The 21,549-nt window shown below is 41.9% G+C and carries 20 protein-coding genes and 2 pseudogenes; 7 read left to right on the plus strand and 15 right to left on the minus strand.

What is annotated here, in order from left to right:
- Positions 1-89 precede the first annotated feature (89 nt).
- Positions 90-1,709, plus strand: a complete 1,620-nt coding sequence (gene guaA / locus D1367_RS00610; RefSeq protein ID WP_118161741.1) for a glutamine-hydrolyzing GMP synthase — start codon at positions 90-92, stop codon at positions 1,707-1,709.
- Between the two features lie 292 nt (positions 1,710-2,001).
- On the opposite strand, the gene D1367_RS31500 is transcribed toward guaA, so the two are convergent.
- From D1367_RS31500 to D1367_RS00620, 3 genes and pseudogenes are all read right to left on the minus strand, one after another.
- Positions 2,002-2,580, minus strand: coding sequence for an FG-GAP repeat domain-containing protein (locus tag D1367_RS31500; RefSeq protein WP_220450991.1), 579 nt, complete (start codon positions 2,578-2,580; stop codon positions 2,002-2,004).
- An 81-nt stretch (positions 2,581-2,661) separates the two neighbouring features.
- Positions 2,662-3,006 (minus strand): annotated as a pseudogene (locus D1367_RS33165) (FG-GAP repeat domain-containing protein); the annotation flags it as partial.
- A 36-nt stretch (positions 3,007-3,042) separates the two neighbouring features.
- Positions 3,043-4,339 (minus strand): annotated as a pseudogene (locus D1367_RS00620) (IS4 family transposase); the annotation flags it as partial.
- Positions 4,340-5,129: 790 nt separating this feature from the next.
- On the opposite strand from D1367_RS00620, the gene D1367_RS00625 reads away from it, so the two are divergent.
- Both D1367_RS00625 and D1367_RS00630 read left to right on the plus strand, forming a co-directional pair.
- Complete coding sequence (locus D1367_RS00625; RefSeq protein WP_118161746.1) at positions 5,130-5,954, plus strand: IS5 family transposase; 825 nt, start codon at positions 5,130-5,132, stop codon at positions 5,952-5,954.
- Between the two features lie 409 nt (positions 5,955-6,363).
- Positions 6,364-6,768 carry a response regulator gene (locus tag D1367_RS00630; protein WP_118161747.1) on the plus strand — a complete coding sequence of 135 codons (405 nt, stop codon included), beginning with the start codon at positions 6,364-6,366 and terminating at the stop codon, positions 6,766-6,768.
- Between the two features lie 62 nt (positions 6,769-6,830).
- On the opposite strand, the gene cdf31 is transcribed toward D1367_RS00630, so the two are convergent.
- Positions 6,831-7,736, minus strand: coding sequence for a CDF family zinc efflux transporter Cdf31 (gene cdf31 / locus D1367_RS00635; RefSeq protein WP_118161750.1), 906 nt, complete (start codon positions 7,734-7,736; stop codon positions 6,831-6,833).
- 829 nt (positions 7,737-8,565) lie between these two features.
- Here cdf31 and D1367_RS00640 point away from each other — a divergent pair.
- A complete protein-coding gene (locus D1367_RS00640; RefSeq protein WP_100901541.1) occupies positions 8,566-8,919 on the plus strand; it encodes a hypothetical protein in 354 nt (117 codons plus the stop codon).
- Positions 8,920-9,442: 523 nt separating this feature from the next.
- On the opposite strand, the gene D1367_RS00645 is transcribed toward D1367_RS00640, so the two are convergent.
- The 3 genes from D1367_RS00645 to D1367_RS00655 form a co-directional block, all read right to left on the minus strand.
- Complete coding sequence (locus tag D1367_RS00645; RefSeq protein WP_012407481.1) at positions 9,443-9,679, minus strand: DUF4327 family protein; 237 nt, start codon at positions 9,677-9,679, stop codon at positions 9,443-9,445.
- Positions 9,680-10,503: 824 nt separating this feature from the next.
- Positions 10,504-10,923, minus strand: a complete 420-nt coding sequence (gene rbfA, locus D1367_RS00650; protein WP_118161753.1) for a 30S ribosome-binding factor RbfA — start codon at positions 10,921-10,923, stop codon at positions 10,504-10,506.
- 123 nt (positions 10,924-11,046) lie between these two features.
- A complete protein-coding gene (locus tag D1367_RS00655; RefSeq protein WP_118161756.1) occupies positions 11,047-11,253 on the minus strand; it encodes a DUF751 family protein in 207 nt (68 codons plus the stop codon).
- A 164-nt stretch (positions 11,254-11,417) separates the two neighbouring features.
- Here D1367_RS00655 and D1367_RS00660 point away from each other — a divergent pair, with 164 nt between their 5' ends.
- Positions 11,418-12,245, plus strand: a complete 828-nt coding sequence (locus tag D1367_RS00660; RefSeq protein WP_118161758.1) for a DNA adenine methylase — start codon at positions 11,418-11,420, stop codon at positions 12,243-12,245.
- Here D1367_RS00660 and D1367_RS00665 read toward each other — a convergent pair.
- The 5 genes from D1367_RS00665 to D1367_RS00685 all read right to left on the minus strand — a co-directional run bounded on the left by D1367_RS00665 (position 12,242) and on the right by D1367_RS00685 (position 16,005).
- The gene (locus D1367_RS00665) at positions 12,242-12,724 is read right to left on the minus strand and encodes a PD-(D/E)XK nuclease superfamily protein (protein ID WP_118161760.1); all 483 of its coding nucleotides are present in this window, start codon (positions 12,722-12,724) and stop codon (positions 12,242-12,244) included. The two genes, D1367_RS00660 and D1367_RS00665, sit on opposite strands and share 4 nt — an antisense overlap.
- A gap of 374 nt (positions 12,725-13,098) precedes the next feature.
- Positions 13,099-13,398: a type II toxin-antitoxin system RelE/ParE family toxin gene (locus D1367_RS00670; protein ID WP_118161762.1), complete on the minus strand. Its 300-nt coding sequence runs from the start codon at positions 13,396-13,398 to the stop codon at positions 13,099-13,101.
- Positions 13,391-13,612 carry an addiction module protein gene (locus D1367_RS00675; RefSeq protein ID WP_118161765.1) on the minus strand — a complete coding sequence of 74 codons (222 nt, stop codon included), beginning with the start codon at positions 13,610-13,612 and terminating at the stop codon, positions 13,391-13,393. Before D1367_RS00675 ends, D1367_RS00670 begins: the two co-directional genes overlap by 8 nt.
- Positions 13,613-13,728: 116 nt before the next feature.
- Positions 13,729-14,949: a HetZ-related protein gene (locus D1367_RS00680; protein WP_118161767.1), complete on the minus strand. Its 1,221-nt coding sequence runs from the start codon at positions 14,947-14,949 to the stop codon at positions 13,729-13,731.
- Positions 14,950-15,345: 396 nt separating this feature from the next.
- Positions 15,346-16,005, minus strand: coding sequence for an L-threonylcarbamoyladenylate synthase (locus D1367_RS00685; protein ID WP_118161769.1), 660 nt, complete (start codon positions 16,003-16,005; stop codon positions 15,346-15,348).
- 151 nt (positions 16,006-16,156) lie between these two features.
- Here D1367_RS00685 and larC point away from each other — a divergent pair, with 151 nt between their 5' ends.
- Complete coding sequence (larC, locus tag D1367_RS00690) at positions 16,157-17,440, plus strand: nickel pincer cofactor biosynthesis protein LarC (protein WP_118161771.1); 1,284 nt, start codon at positions 16,157-16,159, stop codon at positions 17,438-17,440.
- 64 nt (positions 17,441-17,504) lie between these two features.
- On the opposite strand, the gene D1367_RS00695 is transcribed toward larC, so the two are convergent.
- The 3 genes from D1367_RS00695 to D1367_RS00705 form a co-directional block, all read right to left on the minus strand.
- Positions 17,505-17,870, minus strand: coding sequence for a hypothetical protein (locus D1367_RS00695; RefSeq protein ID WP_228674681.1), 366 nt, complete (start codon positions 17,868-17,870; stop codon positions 17,505-17,507).
- Positions 17,871-18,036: 166 nt separating this feature from the next.
- Positions 18,037-19,623 carry an NAD(P)H-hydrate dehydratase gene (locus D1367_RS00700; RefSeq protein ID WP_118161774.1) on the minus strand — a complete coding sequence of 529 codons (1,587 nt, stop codon included), beginning with the start codon at positions 19,621-19,623 and terminating at the stop codon, positions 18,037-18,039.
- 220 nt (positions 19,624-19,843) lie between these two features.
- Positions 19,844-20,155: a hypothetical protein gene (locus D1367_RS00705; RefSeq protein WP_118161776.1), complete on the minus strand. Its 312-nt coding sequence runs from the start codon at positions 20,153-20,155 to the stop codon at positions 19,844-19,846.
- A 159-nt stretch (positions 20,156-20,314) separates the two neighbouring features.
- Between D1367_RS00705 and D1367_RS00710 the strand changes: the two genes are divergently transcribed.
- Positions 20,315-21,520: a murein hydrolase activator EnvC family protein gene (locus D1367_RS00710; RefSeq protein ID WP_118170980.1), complete on the plus strand. Its 1,206-nt coding sequence runs from the start codon at positions 20,315-20,317 to the stop codon at positions 21,518-21,520.
- Positions 21,521-21,549: the final 29 nt, after the last annotated feature.

Consider the following 21,549-nt stretch of genomic DNA (forward strand, 5'->3'; position numbering starts at 1 on the left):
TCTATACCATTATCAGCCCACCCAGGCTGAATAATAGCATCATCATAGACCACAAAGCATCTACCCTTAACAGACATAACACTCCCGTCATGAATACAGCGGTGATACCAACAGAACAAGCGCCCCAAACATTAGAAAATTTTGGGAGACTTGATCGCCAATTGATTGTAATTCTGGACTTCGGCTCTCAATATTCTGAGTTGATTGCCCGTCGCATCCGCGAGACTCAAGTATACTCGGAAGTTTTATCCTATCGCACTACTTCTGAACATTTGCGCCAACTCAATCCTAAGGGAATCATCCTCTCCGGTGGGCCAAGTTCGGTTTATGGTGATAACGCTCCCCATTGTGACCCAGATATCTGGAATTTGGGAATACCCGTCTTGGGTGTTTGCTATGGAATGCAGCTGATGGTAAACCAACTCGGTGGGGAAGTGGCAAAGGCTGACCGAGGTGAGTACGGCAAAGCCTCATTATATATTGATGATCCCACAGATTTGCTCACTAATGTTGAAGATGGTACTACGATGTGGATGAGTCATGGAGACTCAGTTATCCAAATGCCATCAGGGTTTGAATTGCTGGCACATACAGAAAATACTCCCTGTGCTGCGATCGCCGACCACGAAAGGAAACTTTACGGCGTTCAGTTTCATCCAGAGGTAGTGCATTCGGTTGGCGGTATAGCATTAATCCGTAATTTTGTCTATCACATCTGCGATTGCGAACCTACTTGGACAACAGCAGCTTTTGTCGAAGAGGCAATTCGGGAAATTCGCGCCAGAGTTGGTGACAAGCGGGTGCTGTTGGCGTTGTCTGGGGGAGTGGATTCTTCTACCCTGGCCTTCTTGCTGTATAAAGCCATTGGTGAGCAACTGACTTGCGTATTTATCGATCAAGGCTTTATGCGAAAGTATGAGCCAGAGCGATTGGTAAAGCTGTTCCAAGAGCAGTTTCACATTCCTGTTGAATATGTTAATGCTCGCGATCGCTTTTTAGCTAGAGTTGCTGATATCACAGATCCTGAAGAAAAACGCCGCCGCATCGGACACGAGTTTATTGCTGTATTTGAAGAAACATCCAAACGCCTTGGTCACTTTGACTATCTGGCTCAAGGGACTCTTTATCCAGATGTCATCGAATCTGCTGACACCAACGTTGATCCCCAAAGTGGTGAGCGGGTAGCGGTGAAAATTAAGAGTCATCACAATGTTGGCGGTTTGCCCAAAGACCTAAGATTTAAATTAGTGGAACCACTGCGGAAACTATTTAAAGATGAAGTCCGCAAAGTTGGGCGTTCCATTGGTTTACCAGAAGAAATTGTCCAACGGCAACCTTTTCCTGGGCCTGGTTTGGCAATTCGCATTCTGGGAGAAGTCACATCTGAGCGGTTAAACATTTTGCGCGATGCAGATTTGATTGTCCGGCAAGAAATTAACCAACGCGGCATGTATCACGATTTTTGGCAAGCGTTTGCTGTATTGCTGCCAATTCGTAGTGTTGGCGTTATGGGGGATCAACGCACTTACGCTTACCCAATTGTTTTACGGATTGTGACTAGTGAAGATGGCATGACTGCTGATTGGGCAAGAGTGCCTTACGATGTACTGGAAGTGATTTCCACTCGGATTGTGAATGAGGTGAAAGGGGTGAATCGGGTGGTTTATGACATCACCTCCAAGCCGCCTGGAACCATTGAATGGGAATGATGTAAACCCAAACAAGCGCAGAGGGTTCATCTATTCTTTGCGCTTTTTGTCTTTTGAAAAATTAATGCGATCGCGTTTACAATTCGCGATCATCTAGATGCTCCAAGACAGTTTTAGAACACAAGAACCTCTGACATGTATGGTGTTGAAGGCATTCATCTTATAAGCCTCCTTCATTAGCAAGAGAAGGGTTGTCGGGTGAGGTTCGAGAGTCACCCGACAACCCCTCCCCTAAAAACCGGACATGGGATTGATTTCGATAGGCAGACGTTTCAGTATCCCTGTCACCCTATCAATTAAAATCGCCGACGAAGTGCTGATCACCACCACCAAGATTCCAGCCGCCAATCCAGTCGAACTGAACCGAATTTGTTTGGAAGCCACTACCATTGTAGGTCAGCATTCCTGCGTATTCAGCACTGCGGATGAATACATCGTCTTTGCCATCGCCATTGAAATCGCCGACGAAGTGCTGATCACCACCACTAAGGTTCCAGCCGCCAATCCAGTCGAACTGAACCGAATTTGTTTGGAAGCCACTACCGTTATAGGTTAGCAGTCCTGCGTATTCAGCGCTGCGGATAAATACATCGTCTTTACCATCGCCATTAAAATCGCCGACAAATTGCTGATCACCACCACTAAGGTTCCAGCCGTCAATCCAGTCGAACTGAACCGAATTTGTTTGGAAGCCACTACCGTTGTAGGTCAGCAGTCCTGCGTATTCAGCGCTGCGGATAAATACATCGTCTTTACCATCGCCATTAAAATCGCCGACAAATTGCTGATCACCACCACTAAGGTTCCAGCCGCCAATCCAGTCGAACTGAACCGAATTTGTTTGGAAGCCACTACCATTGTAGGTCAGCATTCCTGCGTATTCAGCACTGCGGATGAATACATCGTCTTTGCCATCGCCATTGAAATCACCGACGAAGTGCTGATCACCACCACTAAGGTTCCAGCCGCCAATCCAGTCGAACTGAACCGAATTTGTTTGGAAGCCACTACCGTTATAGGTTAGCAGTCCTGCGTATTCAGCGCTGCGGATGAATACATCGTCTTTGCCATCGCCATTAAAATCGCCGACGAAGTGCTGATCACCACCACTAAGGTTCCAGCCGCCAATCCAGTCGAACTGAACTGAATTTGCTTGGAAGCCACTACCGTTGTAGGTCAGCAGTCCTGCGTATTCAGCGCTGCGGATGAATACATCGTCTTTGCCATCGCCATTGAAATCGCCAACGAAGTGCTGATCACCAGCACCAAGGTTCCAGCCGCCAATCCCATCTGTGATAGGTTAAGCAAACTGCGCGTTTGTCAAGGGGGGTAAAGGAAAAGGTGATAAATCGAGCTTGGGGACAGGCTTTCGCAGGGCTTTGACCACGCCTAAATCCTGATTTTCTTTTGCAGCGAAGTACTTAACTGGGTCTGTGGCTTTACCTTTGTCATAGGCAACGCTAAAATGGTACAAACCGCGATATAACATCTCCAAAGAAATCCGATCAAATGGCAGAGATAATTCGTCGGCGATCGCGTCACCCAGATCCACCAAAACCGCATAAAATAACCAAGTTGCCCACACTTGTAATTTGATACCATTAATCGAACCAGTCCATAAATAAGACAATCCCAACAAGCGTTTTACGATGTGAAAAGCATCTTCAATCCGCCAGCGCCGACGATATAAATCAGCAACAACATCTCTGAGGTAAAACATTTGGATCAAGAACTGAAGTTATGTAAGAATGGACGGATTTCCCAACTTTAATCTCTATTAAACGTAGAGTAAGAATTGGTGCGCCACCTCGACCAGTACCAAGTTGAATCAATTGATCCTTAATAGAATAATCATAAGTAAAAAATTTTAATACTTTAATGGAAGCTTTAGCTTTCAATCGAGTAATAAAGTGAACATTTTGATTAATAAGTTTTTCAAAAAATAGAAAATGATAAAACCCTCTATCTAATAAAATTAAGGTTTTAGCAGTCAGTAAATTGAGAAGTACTGCCTCAAAATTAGTATCGCTTGCCGATGGATTTGTATGAAACCAAATTTCGATTGGTAGTCGAGTTACCAAATTGATTACTGTGCAAATCTTTCCCGCTAACTGACCTGTTTTCAAGTCTTCTAGGCTTTTCAGATTACGGAATAAAGCTTCGAGTGTTGTCCCATCTGCCACCCAAACTTGCTCAAAATTCCGCCGAGCAAACTTAATACTATCTGGTAGTGGACGTTGAGTACGTTGCTGCCAATTGTGTTGTAATTGAGGCAGTAAATCTTTAAAGACTCGTTCAAATAATTCTGCCGGAAAAACTAAAAATCTTTCAGCGAGTGATTGTTGAGCAATTTTAGTTGCACGACACCATAACAAATTTTCTCGTGCCAACAAGCGAGTTAATTCTTGTACACTTGGAACTTGTCTCCATAGCAGTGTTAGTACTGCGGCTACCATCAACGACAAATTAATTATACGATCTCGTAATCCTAATTGCTTATAATGTTTTTGTTGGGCAGAAATAGCCGGAGTTAATAAAGCCTGTAAATGTTGAGCAATTACTTCGTTATTGATGGTAGGAGTATTGTGTCGCTTGATATGGTCGGGATTACGCTTTGTTTTTTTAGACATCGTGGTGAGCCAAAATTGTCATCACTTAGTTTGACATCTTTGTGCGACCCAACAATAACCGATTTCTCCTGAAATCCTTCTATTTAAGATTGGCCATAGCCCTACAAAATTGGATTTTCTCCTCACTATTAATAATGATAATCAAATTGAAGGGAGGAACAGCCGAGCTTGGCTCGGCTGTTCCTCCCCTTCCTCTGAACGATTATCATTATCATCATCATATTTTCTCAACCTTTAGAGATATTGACAAAATGCATAAAATTTTAACCTATCACAGATGCGCCAATCCAGTCGAATTGAACCGAATTTGTTTGGAAGCCACTACCGTTATAGGTTAGCAGTCCTGCATATTCAGCACTACGGATGAATACATCACTCATCGATTTAATTCCTCCATTTTCCTGCAAGAGTTATTAGTTGCGATGCACTTTGGGTGCATCTCTGTTAGCTACCAACTGAAGTTGTAGGATTCCGGATTCTGTTCTAGAATTTTGGCAAAACTGAGATGCTTCCTAAGCTTGATAGCTATTGAAAAAAGTGTAATCTATTGGTGTATAAAATAAATTATACTTTTTATTATTTCCAAGTACTGAATAGGAAAAGAATATCACACTTGCGTAAGTCCTAAAATTATTCTTTCTTTCTTTCTTTCTTTCTTTCTTTCTTTCTTTTAACTTTTGTCTTGTTCGGTGAAATTTGTCAATGGGATTTTATACAGGAGAACTCTTGCAAAAGTGTTTTGTGGTATAATTAAAAATTTGGCAATTTGCGATTAGGACTTTGAGGAGCAGTGAAAATAGAGAAAGCTAAACACCTGACTGCGAGAAAATTTAAGCGCATGGCTGGAGTAAGTCGTCAAACTTTTGAGTTAATGGTTGATTTAGTTAAAGCTGATGCTCAAAAGAAAAAGAAATCAGGTCGTCGTCCTAAATTAATTATTGAAGACCAAGTTTTAATGGTTCTTCAATACTGGAGAGAGTACCGTACTTATTATCATATTGGGTTGGATTTCGGGCTTTCTGAATCTGCAGTTTGTCGATTAGTTTTTAAAATTGAAAATATTTTGATTAAGTCAAGAAAGTTTCGTTTACCAGGGAAAAAAGAATTATGGAAAATGTCATCCCAAGAAGATTTAGTTGTGATGGATGTCACAGAGAGTCCAATTGAAAAGCCTCAGAAAGGCCAAAAAAGATATTTTAGTGGAAAACAAGGAGAACATACTTTAAAAACCCAGGTAGTAATTCGCCAAAAAAGCAGTCAAATCATCTGTTTAGGGCATGCTCAGGGAAGAATTCATGATTTTAAGCTATTTAAAAGCAGTGGGATAAAATTTGGAGAATTACTGAAAGTAATAGCGGATAAAGGCTATCAAGGAATTGCTAAGATTCATCAATTAAGTGAAACACCAATTAAAAAACCAAAAGGAAAAAAGTTGACGAAAGAACAAAAAAAATACAATCGGGAACTCAATCGATTAAGAATTGTTGTTGAACACGTAAATCGTCGTCTAAAGATATTTAAAATTTTGTCTGATAGATATCGAAATCGTCATCGACGTTTTGGGTTAAGATCGAATTTAATTGCGGGAATTTATAACCACGAATTAGCCCTATAAATCGGATAAAAATTGGATAAAAAATCGAATTAATCAAATAATTTCAGTATTAATCAATGACTGGAATGATGTTTGCTGCCATCTTTTTAACTAGCGTAGGCGCAGCCCGCCGTAGGCATCGCCAGATAATACTTGCTAGAGGAAAATGATAACCTCTTACTATTTTAATGTCCCAAAATTGAAATTAAAATAGCCTTTGATTATACCACAAAATATTTATGCAAGAGTTCTAGGCAATAAATATAAATGCCAGCGAATAATTAACCATCAATTAGATGGTAGTTGGACGACTTGAGTTTTTTCTAGTAAAAGAGGCGCGATCGCAGTAAAATTACTAATGGTGTGGTCACTGAGAAAAACAAGCATCTCTTAGAATAACTTTCATTTGATCAACATTAATGGAGATGTTATGGAACCTGCTCTGCCCCTTGCTGGCTTAAACATCCTCGTAGTTGATGATGATGACGATAGCCGCTTTTACATTACTACCGTGTTGGAAGCTGATGGAGCCACCGTCATGGCAGTTGCATCGGCAGAGGTAGCATTGAAAGTATTACCTGAGTTGCAACCAGAAGTTTTGATTTGTGATATTGCTATGCCTGGTGAAGATGGCTACACTCTCATCCGCAAGATCCGGGCGCTGAAGTCTGATATTTGGGGAAAACTCCCCGCTATAGCTTTAACTGCATACGGCGATAGCGAGTATCGTAGCCGTGCTTTGGAAGCGGGCTTTCAGTCTCATGTGGCAAAACCAGTTGATCCAGGAGAACTAGTTGCGATCGTCGCTAATTTGGTTGCTTCTTATAAGAGTTAACGCAAAGATGCAGTCATTTGTGGGTCATTAAATGAATAGGGCGTGATTTGGAATTGCTGAGACTACTTTGCTCCAGCTTCAAAGCTAATTTGCTCAGACTTATAGGCTGGTGGCTCGACGTGAATTAAAATCCTGACTGGACGGAACCGTTCTTCTAATCGGCTTTCTACTTCTTCGGTGATGTGGTGAGCGGTTTCTACGTCTGGTGCATCTACTATTAAATGCATTTCGATGAAGACTTGACGACCAAGAACACCGCGAGAAGCAATATCATGACAGTTAATTACACCTGGAACAGAAGTAGCGATCGCATGAATTGCTTCTGGTGCGATCGCCATTTGATCCACAAGCCAAGGCAAATTCTCTTTTAAAACTGACCAGCCACTCCAAAATACTAACAAGGCTACAGGAAAAGCTAACACCAAATCCATCCATTGATAACCTAGCCAAACTCCGATCAACCCGCCAATTACAGAGATTGTCACCCAAATATCGCTCATGGTATGTGTGGCGTCAGCTATGAGGATTGAGCTACCTACACGCCTACCCACACTACGTTCGTAAAACGCCACAAAAATATTCACGCCCAGCACAATTAGTAATAACCACAACTCAGGTGGCGATATTCTCACAGGTTCACCACCACCTTTGAGAATTCGTTCGATTGCTCCTTGCAAAATTTCAAAACAGGCTATTCCTAAAAATGAAGCAATTCCTAAAGCTCCCACAGCTTCAAACTTGCTGTGTCCGTAGGGATGCTCGCGATCGGGTTGTGGAGAAGAAAATTTACTTGCAATTAATCCCAAAACGTTATTGGCGCTATCTGTCACACTATGCAAGGCATCAGCTAGCAAACTCAACGAACCTGTCCAGTAGCCTACAAGTGCTTTCAATCCTAGTACAAACAGGTTAAGCAGTAGCGTAATAATTAAAACCTTTCGCACTTCGGCGCGGTTATCGTAAATCATAGATAATTTATCACATCAAGTTCTATGACTTCTAATGTAGAACTTAAAACATAAATAAACACAAATGAAATGTATCAAAGTCTTACGCAGTAAGAATTAAGTCTCTCTATAGGCTCTATCTTTTATCTCATTTTGTTGAGATTCTTTATAACTAACAGCAGCTACAAGCTTTATAGGTATTAGTAATGCCTTTACAGATAACAGCATATTTTTAGCATTAATACTAGAAATATTTTAATTAATTTTGTTATTCATACATCCACTAAGTCCAGACCGAATTGTATTCAAAAAGATGATGACGTCCGTCAGCAAGCTGTACTCAATCAGGATAAATACTTAGCAGCACGAGTTTTATTTATTACCTTTAACCGACAGCGAAATCGAAAAACATTTACAGGTTTTGGAATAATAAGTAAACCTAGTAGTCTGTCAATACTGCGTAGGTTTTGAAGATTTGTAGGTTGGGTTGAACTTTAGTGTTACCCAACAAAGCCCTGGAAATGTTGGGTTTCGTTCCTCAACCCAACCTACACATTTTTATTTTTTAGCCAAAACCTACGCAGTATTGAGTAGTCTGTCCCATTAAATTTGAAGGGTTATAAAAGTTCGTAGTAAGGACTTTAGTCCTTGATTTGAGCGATAAATCGCTCACTACAAACCCTTTCGCAGCCTGATTCGGCAACCACAGCAAAACCAAGAAAAGTCCGATTATGCAAATCTGTCTGACGACAATACCAGCGCCAAGGTTGGGGCGCATCCTCGAAAAATTGGGCTTAGTCTCTTCTTCCGGTAAGATTAGTACTTATCAAGAAGTTTTAATAAAAAAGATATGTCTTCAATTCCTCTAACATTGAACCTAATTGAAGGTTCTGTCTCCTTCAGTTTTTCACCCCAAGCAGCACGAGAATTAAAAGCAGCAACAGATCAATTGATGGAGCGCCTGAAAGCTGTCGCCGCTAAACCCACTCCTGGCGGTGGTAAAGTAACTCCCCAGCCTCCCCTGGAATATCGTTATACGGGTGAAGTATTTTTAGAAATTTTCTGTAATCCTAATATCTGGCCAACACCCTTCGCAGCCAAAGTTTTGCTGACTGTCCGCAACGTCAACATCCGCTTGACTACTGAAGCTGAACTTACTCGCATCATTGAAGACATTAATAATTACTTAGAGCAAGTAGGATAATAATTTACGTGATTTTTCTGCGCTTTTCGAGATTTTAAAAAAAATACCATACAAATTTTGGATTTTGCAAAAATTGAGCCAGTTGCTTGCCGAGGTTCTCTCTGTTGTCGCAACTGGTGACGATTAGCCCGACTTAGCAAACTTTTGAAGACGGATTTTGGCTTTGAACAGCAAGCAGACTATCGCTTACTTCAGGGAAGCGATGCAGTGAATTGCCAATCAAAAGCGAAGTTCCTACACTTACCTATTAGATAAATGTAGGAACGTCACAGAATCTACCTACTAGACTCAAGCTCTAGCACCAGATATACAAAACCAATGGTTCTGATGCCTTCTTTAACTTGAAAAGTTGTATAAATTCACACTCAAATGCTTCTGTGTTAATGAAAAACGCAAGATTCTATATGGGACAATGCTCATCAAAAACCAGAGATCATCCCCCAGATTGGGCGGCGAATTGTTGATGGTGATATCCACACATCGAAAATGAAGCCCCAATCCCAAATTTGAAATCAAACATTGATTAGTCGTTGTCCCACTGTTCACGACCAATTAGGTCGCCAATGCGATCGCGTAACAAAAAGTCACATTTTTCTAATTCACATTCAACGCAAACCCACTCTCTCGCTGGAATGTATTGGCAGAGGGTATATATTGGCTGTTGTCGGCTAATCATTCCCTTTTGCACCAGTCGGCGTGCTTCGTCTTGAATCAGATCGAGAGAGTAGTAATTGATAGAAGGCACCGTATTCACACTCATGTTTTTTACTCACAAATTAACACTTACGATAGTGTTCCTGTTAAAAATTAGGAACAAAGATTACAGAAATTAGACTTGTGGCTAGGATTTTGTAGTTTGCTATACGGAACTATTTTTATTTTGACGCTACATCTCCTGAAATTATCTCAAGATATGTTAAGAAAGTCAACGAATCCTGACATTTATCTAAAATCCGCTTTACAAAAAAAATTCCGAGTAGTTAACTTAACCTGCTATGCAGGCTGGATAGTTTTTATGCAACAAGTCTGAAAGTCTTGCCATTACTGTATTTAGGCAAGATTTGGCGGTTGTCCAGAGGTTTAGGGCGCGTAGGCGTAACCCGCCGCAGGCATCACTTACATATCAAATAATCACCTTAAAGCCGGATATAGAACTGCTGGTATTTATCTAAGGGTAAACAACATAAGAATATTTGTCAGATACTAGGGTATAAAGTGTTGCAAAACATAAAGGCTAAAGTACACTACGAAGGCTTTGGCCCCAGCATCTGTTAACAATTTCTTAAATATAACCGTAATAAATTGGTTAATTTTAACACTAGTATTACACAGTTTTCTTTGGATAAACATCTGTAGAAGGTTGGAGTATAAGGACTTCCAATTGAAGGCGGGGGGGTAGAGGTAAAGAGGAATAGTAGAGTAGGGACGGAAGCCAAGGCAAGCAAAAAACGTATATATGCAACTAGCGATCGCTGAAGTAGATTATGGTCATATTAAAACAGACGCAATTTGGTCACGTCTGTAAATTGTTTGGCGGATTTGCTGAGATTAATTGTTCTGAAGTTACATTGTTATTTCAGTTACTTATTCATCAGATGATTCATCATCTTGATCGGTGCTGTCTTCTACTGCTACCAGATTTTCTGGGGGACGCTGATGGTTAAGTTGGTTTAGTAGTGCCAGTACCTTATTACCGCGTTCTATGGAGCGATCTTCGAGAAATAGCACTTCTGGCGTCCGACGTAGCCTTACCCGCGCCCCAAGTTCACTGCGGACGTAACCTGTAGCCGATTTTAAGCCTGCCATTGTTTCTGCTTTCGCTTCATCTGTACCATAGATACTGACGTAGATTTTGGCGTGTTGGAGATCGCCGGAAACATCAACATCAGTAACACTTACCATTCCTGTACCCACACGGTCATCCTTGATGCCGTTGAGCAGCATTTGGCTAACTTCCCGTTTGATCAATTCAGCAACGCGGGAAACCCGACGATTTGTAGCCATAAAAATTTCGCCTCATCACAGAGGTTATACGACAAAAATAAATGCAAGTTGCGTAGACAGTACTTAGCGCAAGCAACGCCAAGAGCAACGGTCTGTAGGGCACAGCCCCGATATAGCGCTAGTCTAGATTGTACTCAAGCCCAGCATTGCCCGTAGGGTGAGAGTAAGAAAGACTAGGCTGCTCACAAAGAAACCCAAGATAGCGATTAAGGTGACTGGGCGCTTCAACAATGGCACTAACGGCGCAAAGGTGTTCAGAAACAGTCCTAAGACGATAGTAATTAAGTACCGGGGGTAGCGAAAGACGTTATCCCAAAATCCGTCAAACATTTGAATGTCAACTGCCTTGTTATATACTTACGTTTGTTTTGATATTCTTTATCTACTCAATTGTAATCTATGCGGCTGGGAAATTAGCAGTTAATATAAAATATGCTCCGTCGGCTATATTGGCTCTATTTAGTCACGATTATTTTCAGTTAAATCGCAAGTAAATGGTAATTCAAATCCCCAAGGAAACTAGCCCGCGTCCATTTTTGAAGTGGGCAGGGGGTAAAAGTAGGTTGATACAGCAATATATTCCTTATTTTCCTAAAAGTTATAAAAATTACTATGAGCCATTCTTGGGTGGTGGTGCTGTTTTTTTCTATCTCCAACCAAGTACAGCAATTTTAACTGATATTAATGCCGAATTAATTAACACTTATTGTTGTGTTAGAGATCGTGTTGAGGAATTAATTTCTCTATTGAAGGAGCATAAAATTCGACATGATAAAGATTATTACTATAGTGTCAGAAATAACTCTGGTGGTACTGATATAGAAAAGGCTGCTCGTCTAATTTATCTTAACAAGACTTGTTTTAATGGTCTTTATCGAGTTAATTCACAGGGTAAATTCAATGTGCCATTAGGCAGATATGAAAATCCAAATATTTGTTCTGAGGTTTTATTAAAAGCTGCCTCAGAAGCGCTTTCTCATGCAGAAATTAAACAAACAGATTTTGCTGATGTTCTAAATTATGCCACCAGCAGTGATGATTTTATTTATTTTGATCCACCATACTATCCTGTAAGTGAAACTAGCTATTTTACAGCTTACAGTAGTTATAGCTTTGCTGAAGATCAGCAAGTTCAACTCAAAGATGTATTTGAAAAATTAGCTGGGCGTGGAGTTAAAGTGATGCTATCTAATTCCGATTGTGAATTTATTCGCAACCTTTACAGTAGTTTCCATATTCACACTATATCAGCATCTAGGGCAATTAATTCTAATGCCAAAAAACGCGGAAGAATTACAGAATTACTAGTAACTTCGTATTAAAGATTATTGTTAGACCAAGCAATGAATGAACTTAAATTATGAACAGAGAGAAGATTTTGGTTTAAGACAACTTGTTTCCTTAACCAGGATACAGCTTGCGGTTTCATACCTCCACCGTCAATTAATACAACTGCTTGTGCAGGATAGCAATTTTGAATATTCAAGTTAAGGTAAGGAAGTTTTTCATCAACTGAACCGCTCGTTTGCTGCCATTTACACTCAATAATCAGCCCGGAAGAAACGGATGCAGCACCAATAATGTAAAAGTCTACATATATATAGCTCCCATAAATTCCTGTTCCGATATAAACCTGCCTTGCATATCGTTTTGGTATAGTATTCGAGCTTAAAAGGCATCCAAGGCGCTGTTTTTTTGGTAAATCAAAGCCCACTTGGACATATCCATGACCCAGTAAAGTCCCTTCTACAGCTTTTTCCAAGACATTGCCAGAAGTAACTGCTCTTGCGCCTTGAGTCATCTTTATCCTGATTATCTTCAAAAGGTTTCCTGATTTTAGGATTCCCTGGAAGCAACAGTAAATGCTAGGTTATATAAATTTTTGATTTTTGATGCATAAGGCTAGATTGATTAGGTATGAAGTAGGAAAAATTTGGTATTTTTGTAATAAACAAATACAAATGTATTAATAATTTGGATAAAGAACGAGTTACTAATTCAGATAATAGTTAAAATAAGAAATTTTTTATATCTCGTGAAAAATTAGATCCCCGACTTCTCGAAGAAGTCGGGGATCTGGACATCGCGCATTTTCACAACTCATTTAGGATTGCTATATTACTAATTCAGATAAGAGTTAAAATAAGAAACTTTTTGTATCGGCTCAAAAACGAACTATTGCAAGCGACTCCGCCATTTTTCTGGGTCTTGGGAACAATGGAAAACAGCGTAGATAATAATCTCTTGTTCATTAAACTCGTAAAAAACGACGTAGGGAAAACGCCTGACTGTAGCGCGGCGATAGGTTTCATGAACAATCTGATATGTGCTGGGGTGACGCTGAATTAAATTCAGGCAGGCATCAATACATCGTAGGAACTGGGCGCCTAACCCAAATTCGCGCCCCTCGTACCAGTCATAAGCTTCAATAATGTCTAGTTCTGCGGCTATAAGGATAGTTAAGTTTCTAGCCATGCCGTTGAGAGATTCTGGCTTTTACATCTTCCCAACTGCTACCAGTGGCCGGGTTTTGTTGATATTCGGCTTTGCGACGGGCTAGTTCTTGTTTCTGCCAATCTAAAACTGGGAGTGCTGCTGGTGTAGCGGCAATATCATCCCATAAATCTTCTACTAGTTGAAGTTTTTCCGCTCTCGAAAGATTAAAGAGTTCGGGAAATACTGGGTTCATGGTCTTCTATGATTTTATTCACCTTAATTATTACACCCTGAAACCGCCATATCTATAACAACATTTCTAATAACTGGAATTTAGCTTGGATGAATTTTAGTTATTTCGTTTTGACTTCAACCTGTCTGTGCCTCACTATGACCGTTGCGAATAGACCATGCTAGTTCTAAAAGTTGAGTCCAGCGTTTTTGTAACTGTTTGGGAGTGCATTTGATGGTTTTAGCGATCGCAATGTCGTTTTCCCGTGCAGTTTTTAACTGTAATATTTGCTGTTGCTGTTCTGTTAGTTGATTCACAAATATTTCCCACTGCTGGGAAGATAAACCCAATTTTTGCTCTAAACCTGCGCCTAACCATTGATGTACCAATTGCCAATGGTGTTGTTTGGCAAACTTTTCTACGTGGTATTTAAACCGTTGTTGGAGATAATCGCGCTGACGGCTGGTTAAACCGAGAATTTGGTCAATTTCTGGGGCTGAAAGGTCTTGGAGTTTCAAGCTGAGGTAGTTCATACAGTCAGATTGTCCTTGAGAATCCAAGTATTTCATCAATTCACTGATGACGCGATCGCGTTCTGACTCTTCTGAGGGATCAAAATTAGTTTGGGCAATCATCTGCGATCGCAACTGTTGCACTGCCGAGTTACGCTGGTAAGATTCCGCTTCTTCACCCTTAGCAGACTCTACCGCCATTTCAATATCCACGGTAGTTTCTTGCGGCTGACGACGAGCAAAACCTTGGGCCCGCAAGATAATCAATTGCTGATTTGCACCACCAGGTAAGTTGATCCGGCGTTTAGCATACTGTTCTGTAAAGGCCATATATTCAGCTAATTGCAGCTGAGTACGCGGCGTATGATCATTAGGTAATTCGTTTTCTCTGCGGAAAGCTTTGATAGCTTCGATATAAAATGCTTGTAAAAAATCTTCAATCAGGCTGTAACGAGCCTCAAAACCCAATTCAGAGCCGGATATAGTTACATGACGGTAAACCATAGCACCCAAATTGCTATGTAATTCTACGCGCCCTTGTTTGGAACCTAGTTGGTAGTAACGTAAGCACTTGTGCATCCGATGCCTTCCCAACGTAAGCTGCCAGGATTTGATTTCCCCAGATGTTTGGATACGGGAGCTTTTATCGCAAATGCGTTCTACTTCTACCGCTATGCGGTTTGCTAAAGCTTCTACGCACTTGGGTGCTGCTTTCACTTGCGCTTGCATTTCGTGACACAGCAATTCAATCAAGGTTTCGCTGCTGCTGTCTGAAAATTCTTCAGTCGAAAGGTGATTATCAAAAATGGGTGTAGAGTTTGGTAGATTAATGACGTTAGATTTCATGACTTTTCCAGGGAGTAGTATTGCACCGTAATTACAACGCAGAGACAACAATCAAGGCCAGCCTTGGCTTACGAATCTTTAGGCATTCATCCATTAAGGCTTGCCGCATGTAATGCTCACATCTAAAGCTCATATATAAAACTGTAGGAAATACGAGAGAGTTACAGTTATGCCAATGTGTCGGTTTTTTCACAAGCCACCACATTGACGCTGGGACATAAGTACCCGCCATTTGCTCAAAGTTGCCAAATCCCTTGCTGTACCAACTTTTGCCACCATCCTGTTATTGGATCTGTGCCCGTCGTAGACATCGCCTTAAAATATGACAATTTCAAAACTGGAGTCGCTTTTATCACAATTTCCGAAACGGAGAGGTGCGCCTGTGAAGTGTAATTTTTATACCCATGCTGCTGCTGCTTCCCAACCTAAACCCCTCCGTATAATTGCTGCTTCGTCTCCGGTCATATCCAAGATGGTAGATACTTCATAAGTAGGTTCTTCGCCAGTGTCTACAATTATGTCTACCAACTTGTCCAAACGGTCAAATAGCTCTACCCGCGACTGAACAGTTTCTGGATCTATCCGAATCATGCCATTATCTGCTTCATCTGGTGGCAGATGTGCTGAAGTTGAGATAATCGGATTGCCCAACGCTGCCAGCAACTCCAAACACACAATATGGTTTGGTACTCTAATTCCAGTACTTTTCCGCTTGGGGCTTTGCACCAATCGCGGTACTAATTTAGTCGCTGGGAGCAAAAACGTGTATGGCCCTGGAATCAGGCGTTTCATAATTCGATAGGCTGTGTCACTTACGAAGGCATAAGTTGCCACATTTGAAAGCGAGGGACATAAAAATGTCAGTGGTTTATCATTTGCTAGCTGTTTAATTTGCCGCACTCGTTCTACCGCCGACTTGGCATTCAAATCACAACCGATCGCATAGACTGTATCAGTAGGGTAAAGCATGACTGCGCCACTAGAAAGCGCCGACTTTATTTCCTCTATTCGGCGAACTTGAGGATTATCCGGATGAACTGGGAAAATTTTTGCCATAACACGAAGAGTGGGGAGTGGGGAGTGGGGAGTGGGGGCAGGGGGCAGGGTGCAGGGGAGGCAGGGGAGGCAGGGGGAGCAGGGGAGAATAGTTAATGACTAATGACTAATGACTAATGACTAATGACTAATGACTAATGACTAATTTATTATGAATAAAATTGCTTATCTTCAATGTCCGACAGGAATTTCTGGTGATATGTGCCTGGGCGCTTTGGTGAGTTTGGGTGTTCCTGTGGAGTATTTAATTGAAAAACTCAATGGGTTGGGTATTGAACAGGAATATCAGTTAAGGGCAGAATTTGTCCAACGGAATGGTCAACAGGCGACTAAAGTCCATGTGGATTTAGTACACGGCCACCACCACCATCACCACGATCGCGAACACAGTCACGATCGCACACGCCACTTGCCAGAAATAGAGCAGATGATTCTCAAAGCTCAGTTGCCATCACGGGCAGAAGCTTGGAGTTTGGCGGTATTCCGACAGCTAGCAGTCGCAGAAGGGGCGGTGCATGGGATTTCTCCTGAAAAAGTTCATTTTCATGAGGTGGGTGCTGTAGATGCGATTGTAGATATTGTGGGTACTTGCCTGGGGTTGGATTGGTTGGGCATTGAGAGTAATGACGAAGGATTGCCCCTACTTTATTGCTCGGCTTTCCCGACTGGTGGCGGCACTGTTCGGGCTGCACATGGTCAGATGGCAGTACCAGTACCAGCAGTATTAAAGCTGTGGGAAATGCGGGGCTGTCCAGTTTATAGCAATGGAATTGACAAAGAACTGGTAACACCAACAGGAGCCGCGATCGCTACTACTTTGGCAAGAGATTTTGGTTCACCACCTGCGATCGCTATCAAGCAAATAGGATTGGGAGCAGGAACCATAAATCTACCCATTCCCAATATTTTACGTCTTTGGGTGGGTGAAAGCGCAAGTTTACAGTCAAATTTCAGTGATTCTGAAGCTACTAGCTCAAATTTGGAAACCATCTCGGTACTAGAAACCCAAATTGATGATTTAAATCCACAAGCTATTGGCTATGTGTTTGAGGCTTTATTTGCGGCTGGTGCAGTAGATGTTTTTACCCAAGCGATCGGTATGAAAAAGTCCCGTCCGGGGATTTTGCTGACTGTGATTTGTCATCCAGAAAATTTACTCAGTTGCGAAGCCGTTATCTTTCGTGAAACTACAACTTTGGGTATTCGGCGAACAACTCAGCAACGCGCCATTTTACAACGGGAAATTCAACAAGTGGAAATTGAATATGGCAAAGTGCGCGTCAAGATAGCATGGAAAGGGCAATCACCAGAAAAAGTTATTGCAAATGTGCAGCCAGAATATGAAGATTGTGCAGACTTAGCTCGAAAACATAATATTCCCTGGCGCGAAATTCAACGGTTGGCGCTACAGCGTTGGTATTTACTCAACAGCTAAATCTCCTCGTTTCCTCGTTCCCAGTCGGAGACTGGGAATGCCATCCTCAAGGCTCTGCCTTCCCTCACACATCAATCAACTCTACCTGTAATAAACCTAGTTCCCCCATGTAACTACGGCAACTAGAATACCGCCAATGTACCGGATCATCCACATAACCACGCCTGACAGGATTGTTGTGAATATAATCTAACTTTTGTCTAAACATTTCTTCATCTAGAATTGCCTGCGGATGGAAACCTTCTTGCCAAAGTTGATATTCTTGTTTTATCTTATGTTTTAATTTGTAAAGTTCAAGCTGATTAAGTATGTAGTGAGAATTATTTTTCTCAAGTAAATCAATAATACAGCGAGCCGTGAATGATTTAAAATTTCCTATTTCTTTAGATAAACTCGCGGCGGAGGCGATTAGATGGAGATGATTTTCCATAATTACCTTTGCCGAATAGTGGTATCCAATTTATAACTGTGCAGGTGAGGAAGTGCGGCTGAGTTCCTAGTACGTGGTAGCGGCTGCGTCCCATGATGTTATTTGAATTAGAGGCGGAGCCTCTAGGATGGCATTCCCAGTCGGAGACTGGGAACGAGGGAAATGACTAAGTTAGAGCTTTGATTAAATATTGTGTGAGTGTAAACGCATCTACACCCAATTCAGTACGCTCTTGGGCGGCTATTATACCGGCTTGCGAATGCCACCATGCAGCAGTTGCCACAATATCTTCTATGGGAATCTGTTTAGTTGCTGCTTGCACCAACAATCCACCAAGTAGCCCAGTTAATACGTCGCCGCTACCACCACGCGCCAAGGCGGGTGTGCTTTCAGGAAGAATCCAAACAGCACGTTGAGGGTTTGCGATCGCAGTTCTCGCCCCTTTCAACAATACTATCGCCTTACTTTGCGCGGCTGCTTCCTGTACTGCTTGCACCCTGTCATGTTTGGCATCGGGGACATCAGGAAACAATCGCTCAAATTCGCCAGTGTGGGGTGTGAGTACTGTTACAGCAAGACGTTTTTTTAATGTGGCGATCGCTCCCATTTGTGCCAAAATATTTAAACCATCGGCATCGAGAATTAGAGGGCGATCGCTGTTGATCGCTTCTTGGACAATTGGAGTAGCATCTCGTGTTAAACCGGGGCCACAAGCGATCGCATTAAAAGAACTCAGATCGGTTTTTTCTGGTAGTTGTAGGTGAGCGATCGCTCCAGTTTCCGTCTCTGGACAACCGACAATTAGCGCTTCTGGTAAATGTGACACCAAAAGAGATTTCAGCGATTCGGGTACAGCGATCGAAAGCATACCCACACCACTAGCCCTAGCACCCAAACCAGTTAAAATTGCTCCACCTGCATAGCGCCGCGAACCACAAATCAGCAGTAAATGTCCTTCCTTATATTTATGGGTGACTGGTGGACGGGGTAGGGGTAAATTAGTAAGTGCCGTTGCTGGTGTAATACGTTTAATGCTGGGTGCATCTTTTAGAACAGCTTCCACATCAGCTAAAGGAATATCAAAATCGATTAACTCAGCTTTGCCGAGATATTCCAGCGCCTGATCTTGGAACAAAGCTAATTTCCATAAACCCAAGCAAAAAGTGTGAGTGGCACGAATGGCAGTTCCTAATACAACGCCAGTATCGGTGTGTAAACCTGAAGGTATATCAATACTATAAATCGGCACAGGCAATTCATTTAACTGATTAATTGCAGAGGCGATGGGATCAGTGAGGTTTCTTTCTAAACCAAACCCAAACAAGCCATCAATCAACAAATCAGAATCTGGTAATTGCTCAATTGTTTGATAAATTGGAATGCCCAAACTCTGAGCATACTGCAAGTGCTGTGAAGTTAATTCCTTAAGCTTAGAGAAAGGAGAATAAATCCAAACTTCATACCCGCGAAAGTGTAATTCACGGGCTACTACTAAAGCATCTCCGCCATTATGACCCGGCCCGACAAGAATTCCAACACGAGATCCCCTTAAAAATGCTGTGTTTGAAAGGATGTAGCCCCCCTTTTTAAGGGGGGTTGGGGGGATCTCTTGAATGCGACGGGCAATTAATCCTGCCACCTTTTCCATCAAAGCGACTACAGGCATTCCTGCTGCAAAGATCCGATCTTCAATATCGCGCATCTGCCCAGCAGTCACTATCACTTGGGAAATTTTTTCTTGCCTATTCTGCATCAGTCCTAAGTCCTGTTAGCGGATAGCTATGGTTTAGCCAGTGCTGAGTTATGAGTTTTAGGGTAACTGAAACTTTAGCAGATTTCACACAATTATATTTAAGAGAGTTCCAAATAAAAAATATCCCAAAACTGACGCAGAAATTCTCTTTATTTCTCCTCTCTCTGTGTTCTCTGCGTCTGGAGTGGTAGCCTGCGGCAAGCCGATGCAGCGTCTACGTTTATTTGGATAATTTATTTCTTGGATAATCCCTAATCGTGACTAATCCATGTATGCCTAGCGCTGCAATTACTCCTCCCAGTAATCCCCAAGTCCCATCGGCAAATACATTGATGCGATGAATGTAGGTGCGATGATAGGCATACTCTAACTGTCTATCATTAACTTTTCCTACCTCTACTAGGTTTTCCACATACCTTTCAGCTTTTATTAGTGCTGCATAATCGAGATTAAACCAATATAACGATACTCCCACCACTGCCAAACCTGGAAAAACCAAGGTAATTAAGAGAATTGCTATACGTGTGTTCATACATCTCATCGGCTGATATACCTACTTAATGCTGACATAGCTGGAATCTTTGTGTTACAACTTGGCAGACAATTTAATAATGCGTTGGAGTGGGTGAATCAGATTTTGGGAATAATCCTCATAGTGTTTGAAAGCATCGTTTTGGTTGGGCTTCACGCTATGAGAGCGCGATTTATCAGAAAAAAGCAGATTTTTGGCTATTTATCTATTGCATTTTGCTGCATTTTGTGGATTTGTTTGGCATTAATTCCAGTCAACGCAACCTCCACAGCGCCTATTGATAATTTGCGACAACAACAGCAACAAATGAACCAGCAGCGTCAGAGTGTGGTTAACGATCGCAATCGCTTAACAAATCTCCAACAAGAGGCCCAAAAACACCTCACTGGTTTAAAGCAAAATCTGCAAACTACAGATAACTATATTCAAGAGAGCGAATCACGATTACAACTCGCCACCCAACGCCTCCAGCACTTGGAAACTGATTTAGCAGTAGCGCAACGTTCTTATGAGGAGCGGCAAATAGCAACAGTAGCACGATTGCGTTATCTCCAGCGATCGCCTGCATCTGTTGGATGGGCAGTTTTGCTCGAAAGTGAAAATATCAGCGACTTTTTCAGCCGTCGTCATCAGTTGAAGTTAGTGTATCAGGCAGACGAACAAATTTTGGTAAAACTCAACCAACAAGCAAAGCTGATAAATAAACAAAAAACGGACGTAGAACAGCAAAAAAACGAAATTGCCTTGATTCGTGAGCAATTGTTAGCACAAAAATCCGATTATCAAAACCAGGCGGAGTCACAATCGGAATTGGTTCAACGCCTCAATAGCGATCGCCTAGCCTTGGAAGCGGCGCAAAACCAGCTAGAGAGGGAATCCAAAAATCTGGAAGTCTTAATTCAACAAAAGGTAGCAGAAGCTAGAGCAACAGAGGAAGCGCAAACAAAAACCAACAGCCGCACAAGTGTGATTATTCGGGGAACTGGAGTAATGGCATATCCTAGCGATGCTGCTACTAGCAGTCCCTTTGGCTGGCGGATGCACCCAATCCTTGGCTATCGTCGCTTTCATGCTGGGTTGGATTTTGCTGCTAGCTATGGTAGTAAAATTCGGGCAGCCGATTCGGGCAGAGTAATTTTTGCTGGGTGGTATGGTGGTTATGGCAGAGCAGTAATTATCAACCACGGCAATGGTATGACTACACTCTACGGACATACCAGCGAGTTGTATGTTTCCGAAGGGCAAGCAGTCGAACGCGGACAAGCGATCGCTGCTGTCGGTTCCACAGGTTTCTCAACTGGCCCCCACCTCCACTTTGAAGTCCGCCGCAATGGTACACCCGTAGATCCAGCTAATTATCTTTGAATCCAGAAACCAAGTTTCTCTAGGCTGCA

Origin of the sequence: Nostoc sphaeroides (assembly GCF_003443655.1) — a bacterium.
In the GTDB taxonomy this organism is placed as follows: Bacteria; Cyanobacteriota; Cyanobacteriia; order Cyanobacteriales; family Nostocaceae; genus Nostoc; species Nostoc sphaeroides.

Excerpts from the sequence above, each read along its gene's own strand:
- guaA (WP_118161741.1), top strand. The coding sequence starts at position 90 with ATGAATACAGCGGTGATACCAACAGAACAAGCGCCCCAAACATTAGAA.
- D1367_RS31500 (WP_220450991.1), bottom strand. The coding sequence starts at position 2,580 with ATGCTGACCTACAATGGTAGTGGCTTCCAAACAAATTCGGTTCAGTTC.
- D1367_RS00630 (WP_118161747.1), top strand. The coding sequence starts at position 6,364 with ATGGAACCTGCTCTGCCCCTTGCTGGCTTAAACATCCTCGTAGTTGAT.
- cdf31 (WP_118161750.1), bottom strand. The coding sequence starts at position 7,736 with ATGATTTACGATAACCGCGCCGAAGTGCGAAAGGTTTTAATTATTACG.
- D1367_RS00640 (WP_100901541.1), top strand. The coding sequence starts at position 8,566 with ATGTCTTCAATTCCTCTAACATTGAACCTAATTGAAGGTTCTGTCTCC.
- D1367_RS00645 (WP_012407481.1), bottom strand. The coding sequence starts at position 9,679 with ATGAGTGTGAATACGGTGCCTTCTATCAATTACTACTCTCTCGATCTG.
- rbfA (WP_118161753.1), bottom strand. The coding sequence starts at position 10,923 with ATGGCTACAAATCGTCGGGTTTCCCGCGTTGCTGAATTGATCAAACGG.
- D1367_RS00655 (WP_118161756.1), bottom strand. The coding sequence starts at position 11,253 with ATGTTTGACGGATTTTGGGATAACGTCTTTCGCTACCCCCGGTACTTA.
- D1367_RS00660 (WP_118161758.1), top strand. The coding sequence starts at position 11,418 with ATGGTAATTCAAATCCCCAAGGAAACTAGCCCGCGTCCATTTTTGAAG.
- D1367_RS00665 (WP_118161760.1), bottom strand. The coding sequence starts at position 12,724 with ATGACTCAAGGCGCAAGAGCAGTTACTTCTGGCAATGTCTTGGAAAAA.
- D1367_RS00670 (WP_118161762.1), bottom strand. The coding sequence starts at position 13,398 with ATGGCTAGAAACTTAACTATCCTTATAGCCGCAGAACTAGACATTATT.
- D1367_RS00675 (WP_118161765.1), bottom strand. The coding sequence starts at position 13,612 with ATGAACCCAGTATTTCCCGAACTCTTTAATCTTTCGAGAGCGGAAAAA.
- D1367_RS00680 (WP_118161767.1), bottom strand. The coding sequence starts at position 14,949 with ATGAAATCTAACGTCATTAATCTACCAAACTCTACACCCATTTTTGAT.
- D1367_RS00685 (WP_118161769.1), bottom strand. The coding sequence starts at position 16,005 with ATGGCAAAAATTTTCCCAGTTCATCCGGATAATCCTCAAGTTCGCCGA.
- larC (WP_118161771.1), top strand. The coding sequence starts at position 16,157 with ATGAATAAAATTGCTTATCTTCAATGTCCGACAGGAATTTCTGGTGAT.
- D1367_RS00695 (WP_228674681.1), bottom strand. The coding sequence starts at position 17,870 with ATGGAAAATCATCTCCATCTAATCGCCTCCGCCGCGAGTTTATCTAAA.
- D1367_RS00700 (WP_118161774.1), bottom strand. The coding sequence starts at position 19,623 with ATGCAGAATAGGCAAGAAAAAATTTCCCAAGTGATAGTGACTGCTGGG.
- D1367_RS00705 (WP_118161776.1), bottom strand. The coding sequence starts at position 20,155 with ATGAACACACGTATAGCAATTCTCTTAATTACCTTGGTTTTTCCAGGT.
- D1367_RS00710 (WP_118170980.1), top strand. The coding sequence starts at position 20,315 with ATGAGAGCGCGATTTATCAGAAAAAAGCAGATTTTTGGCTATTTATCT.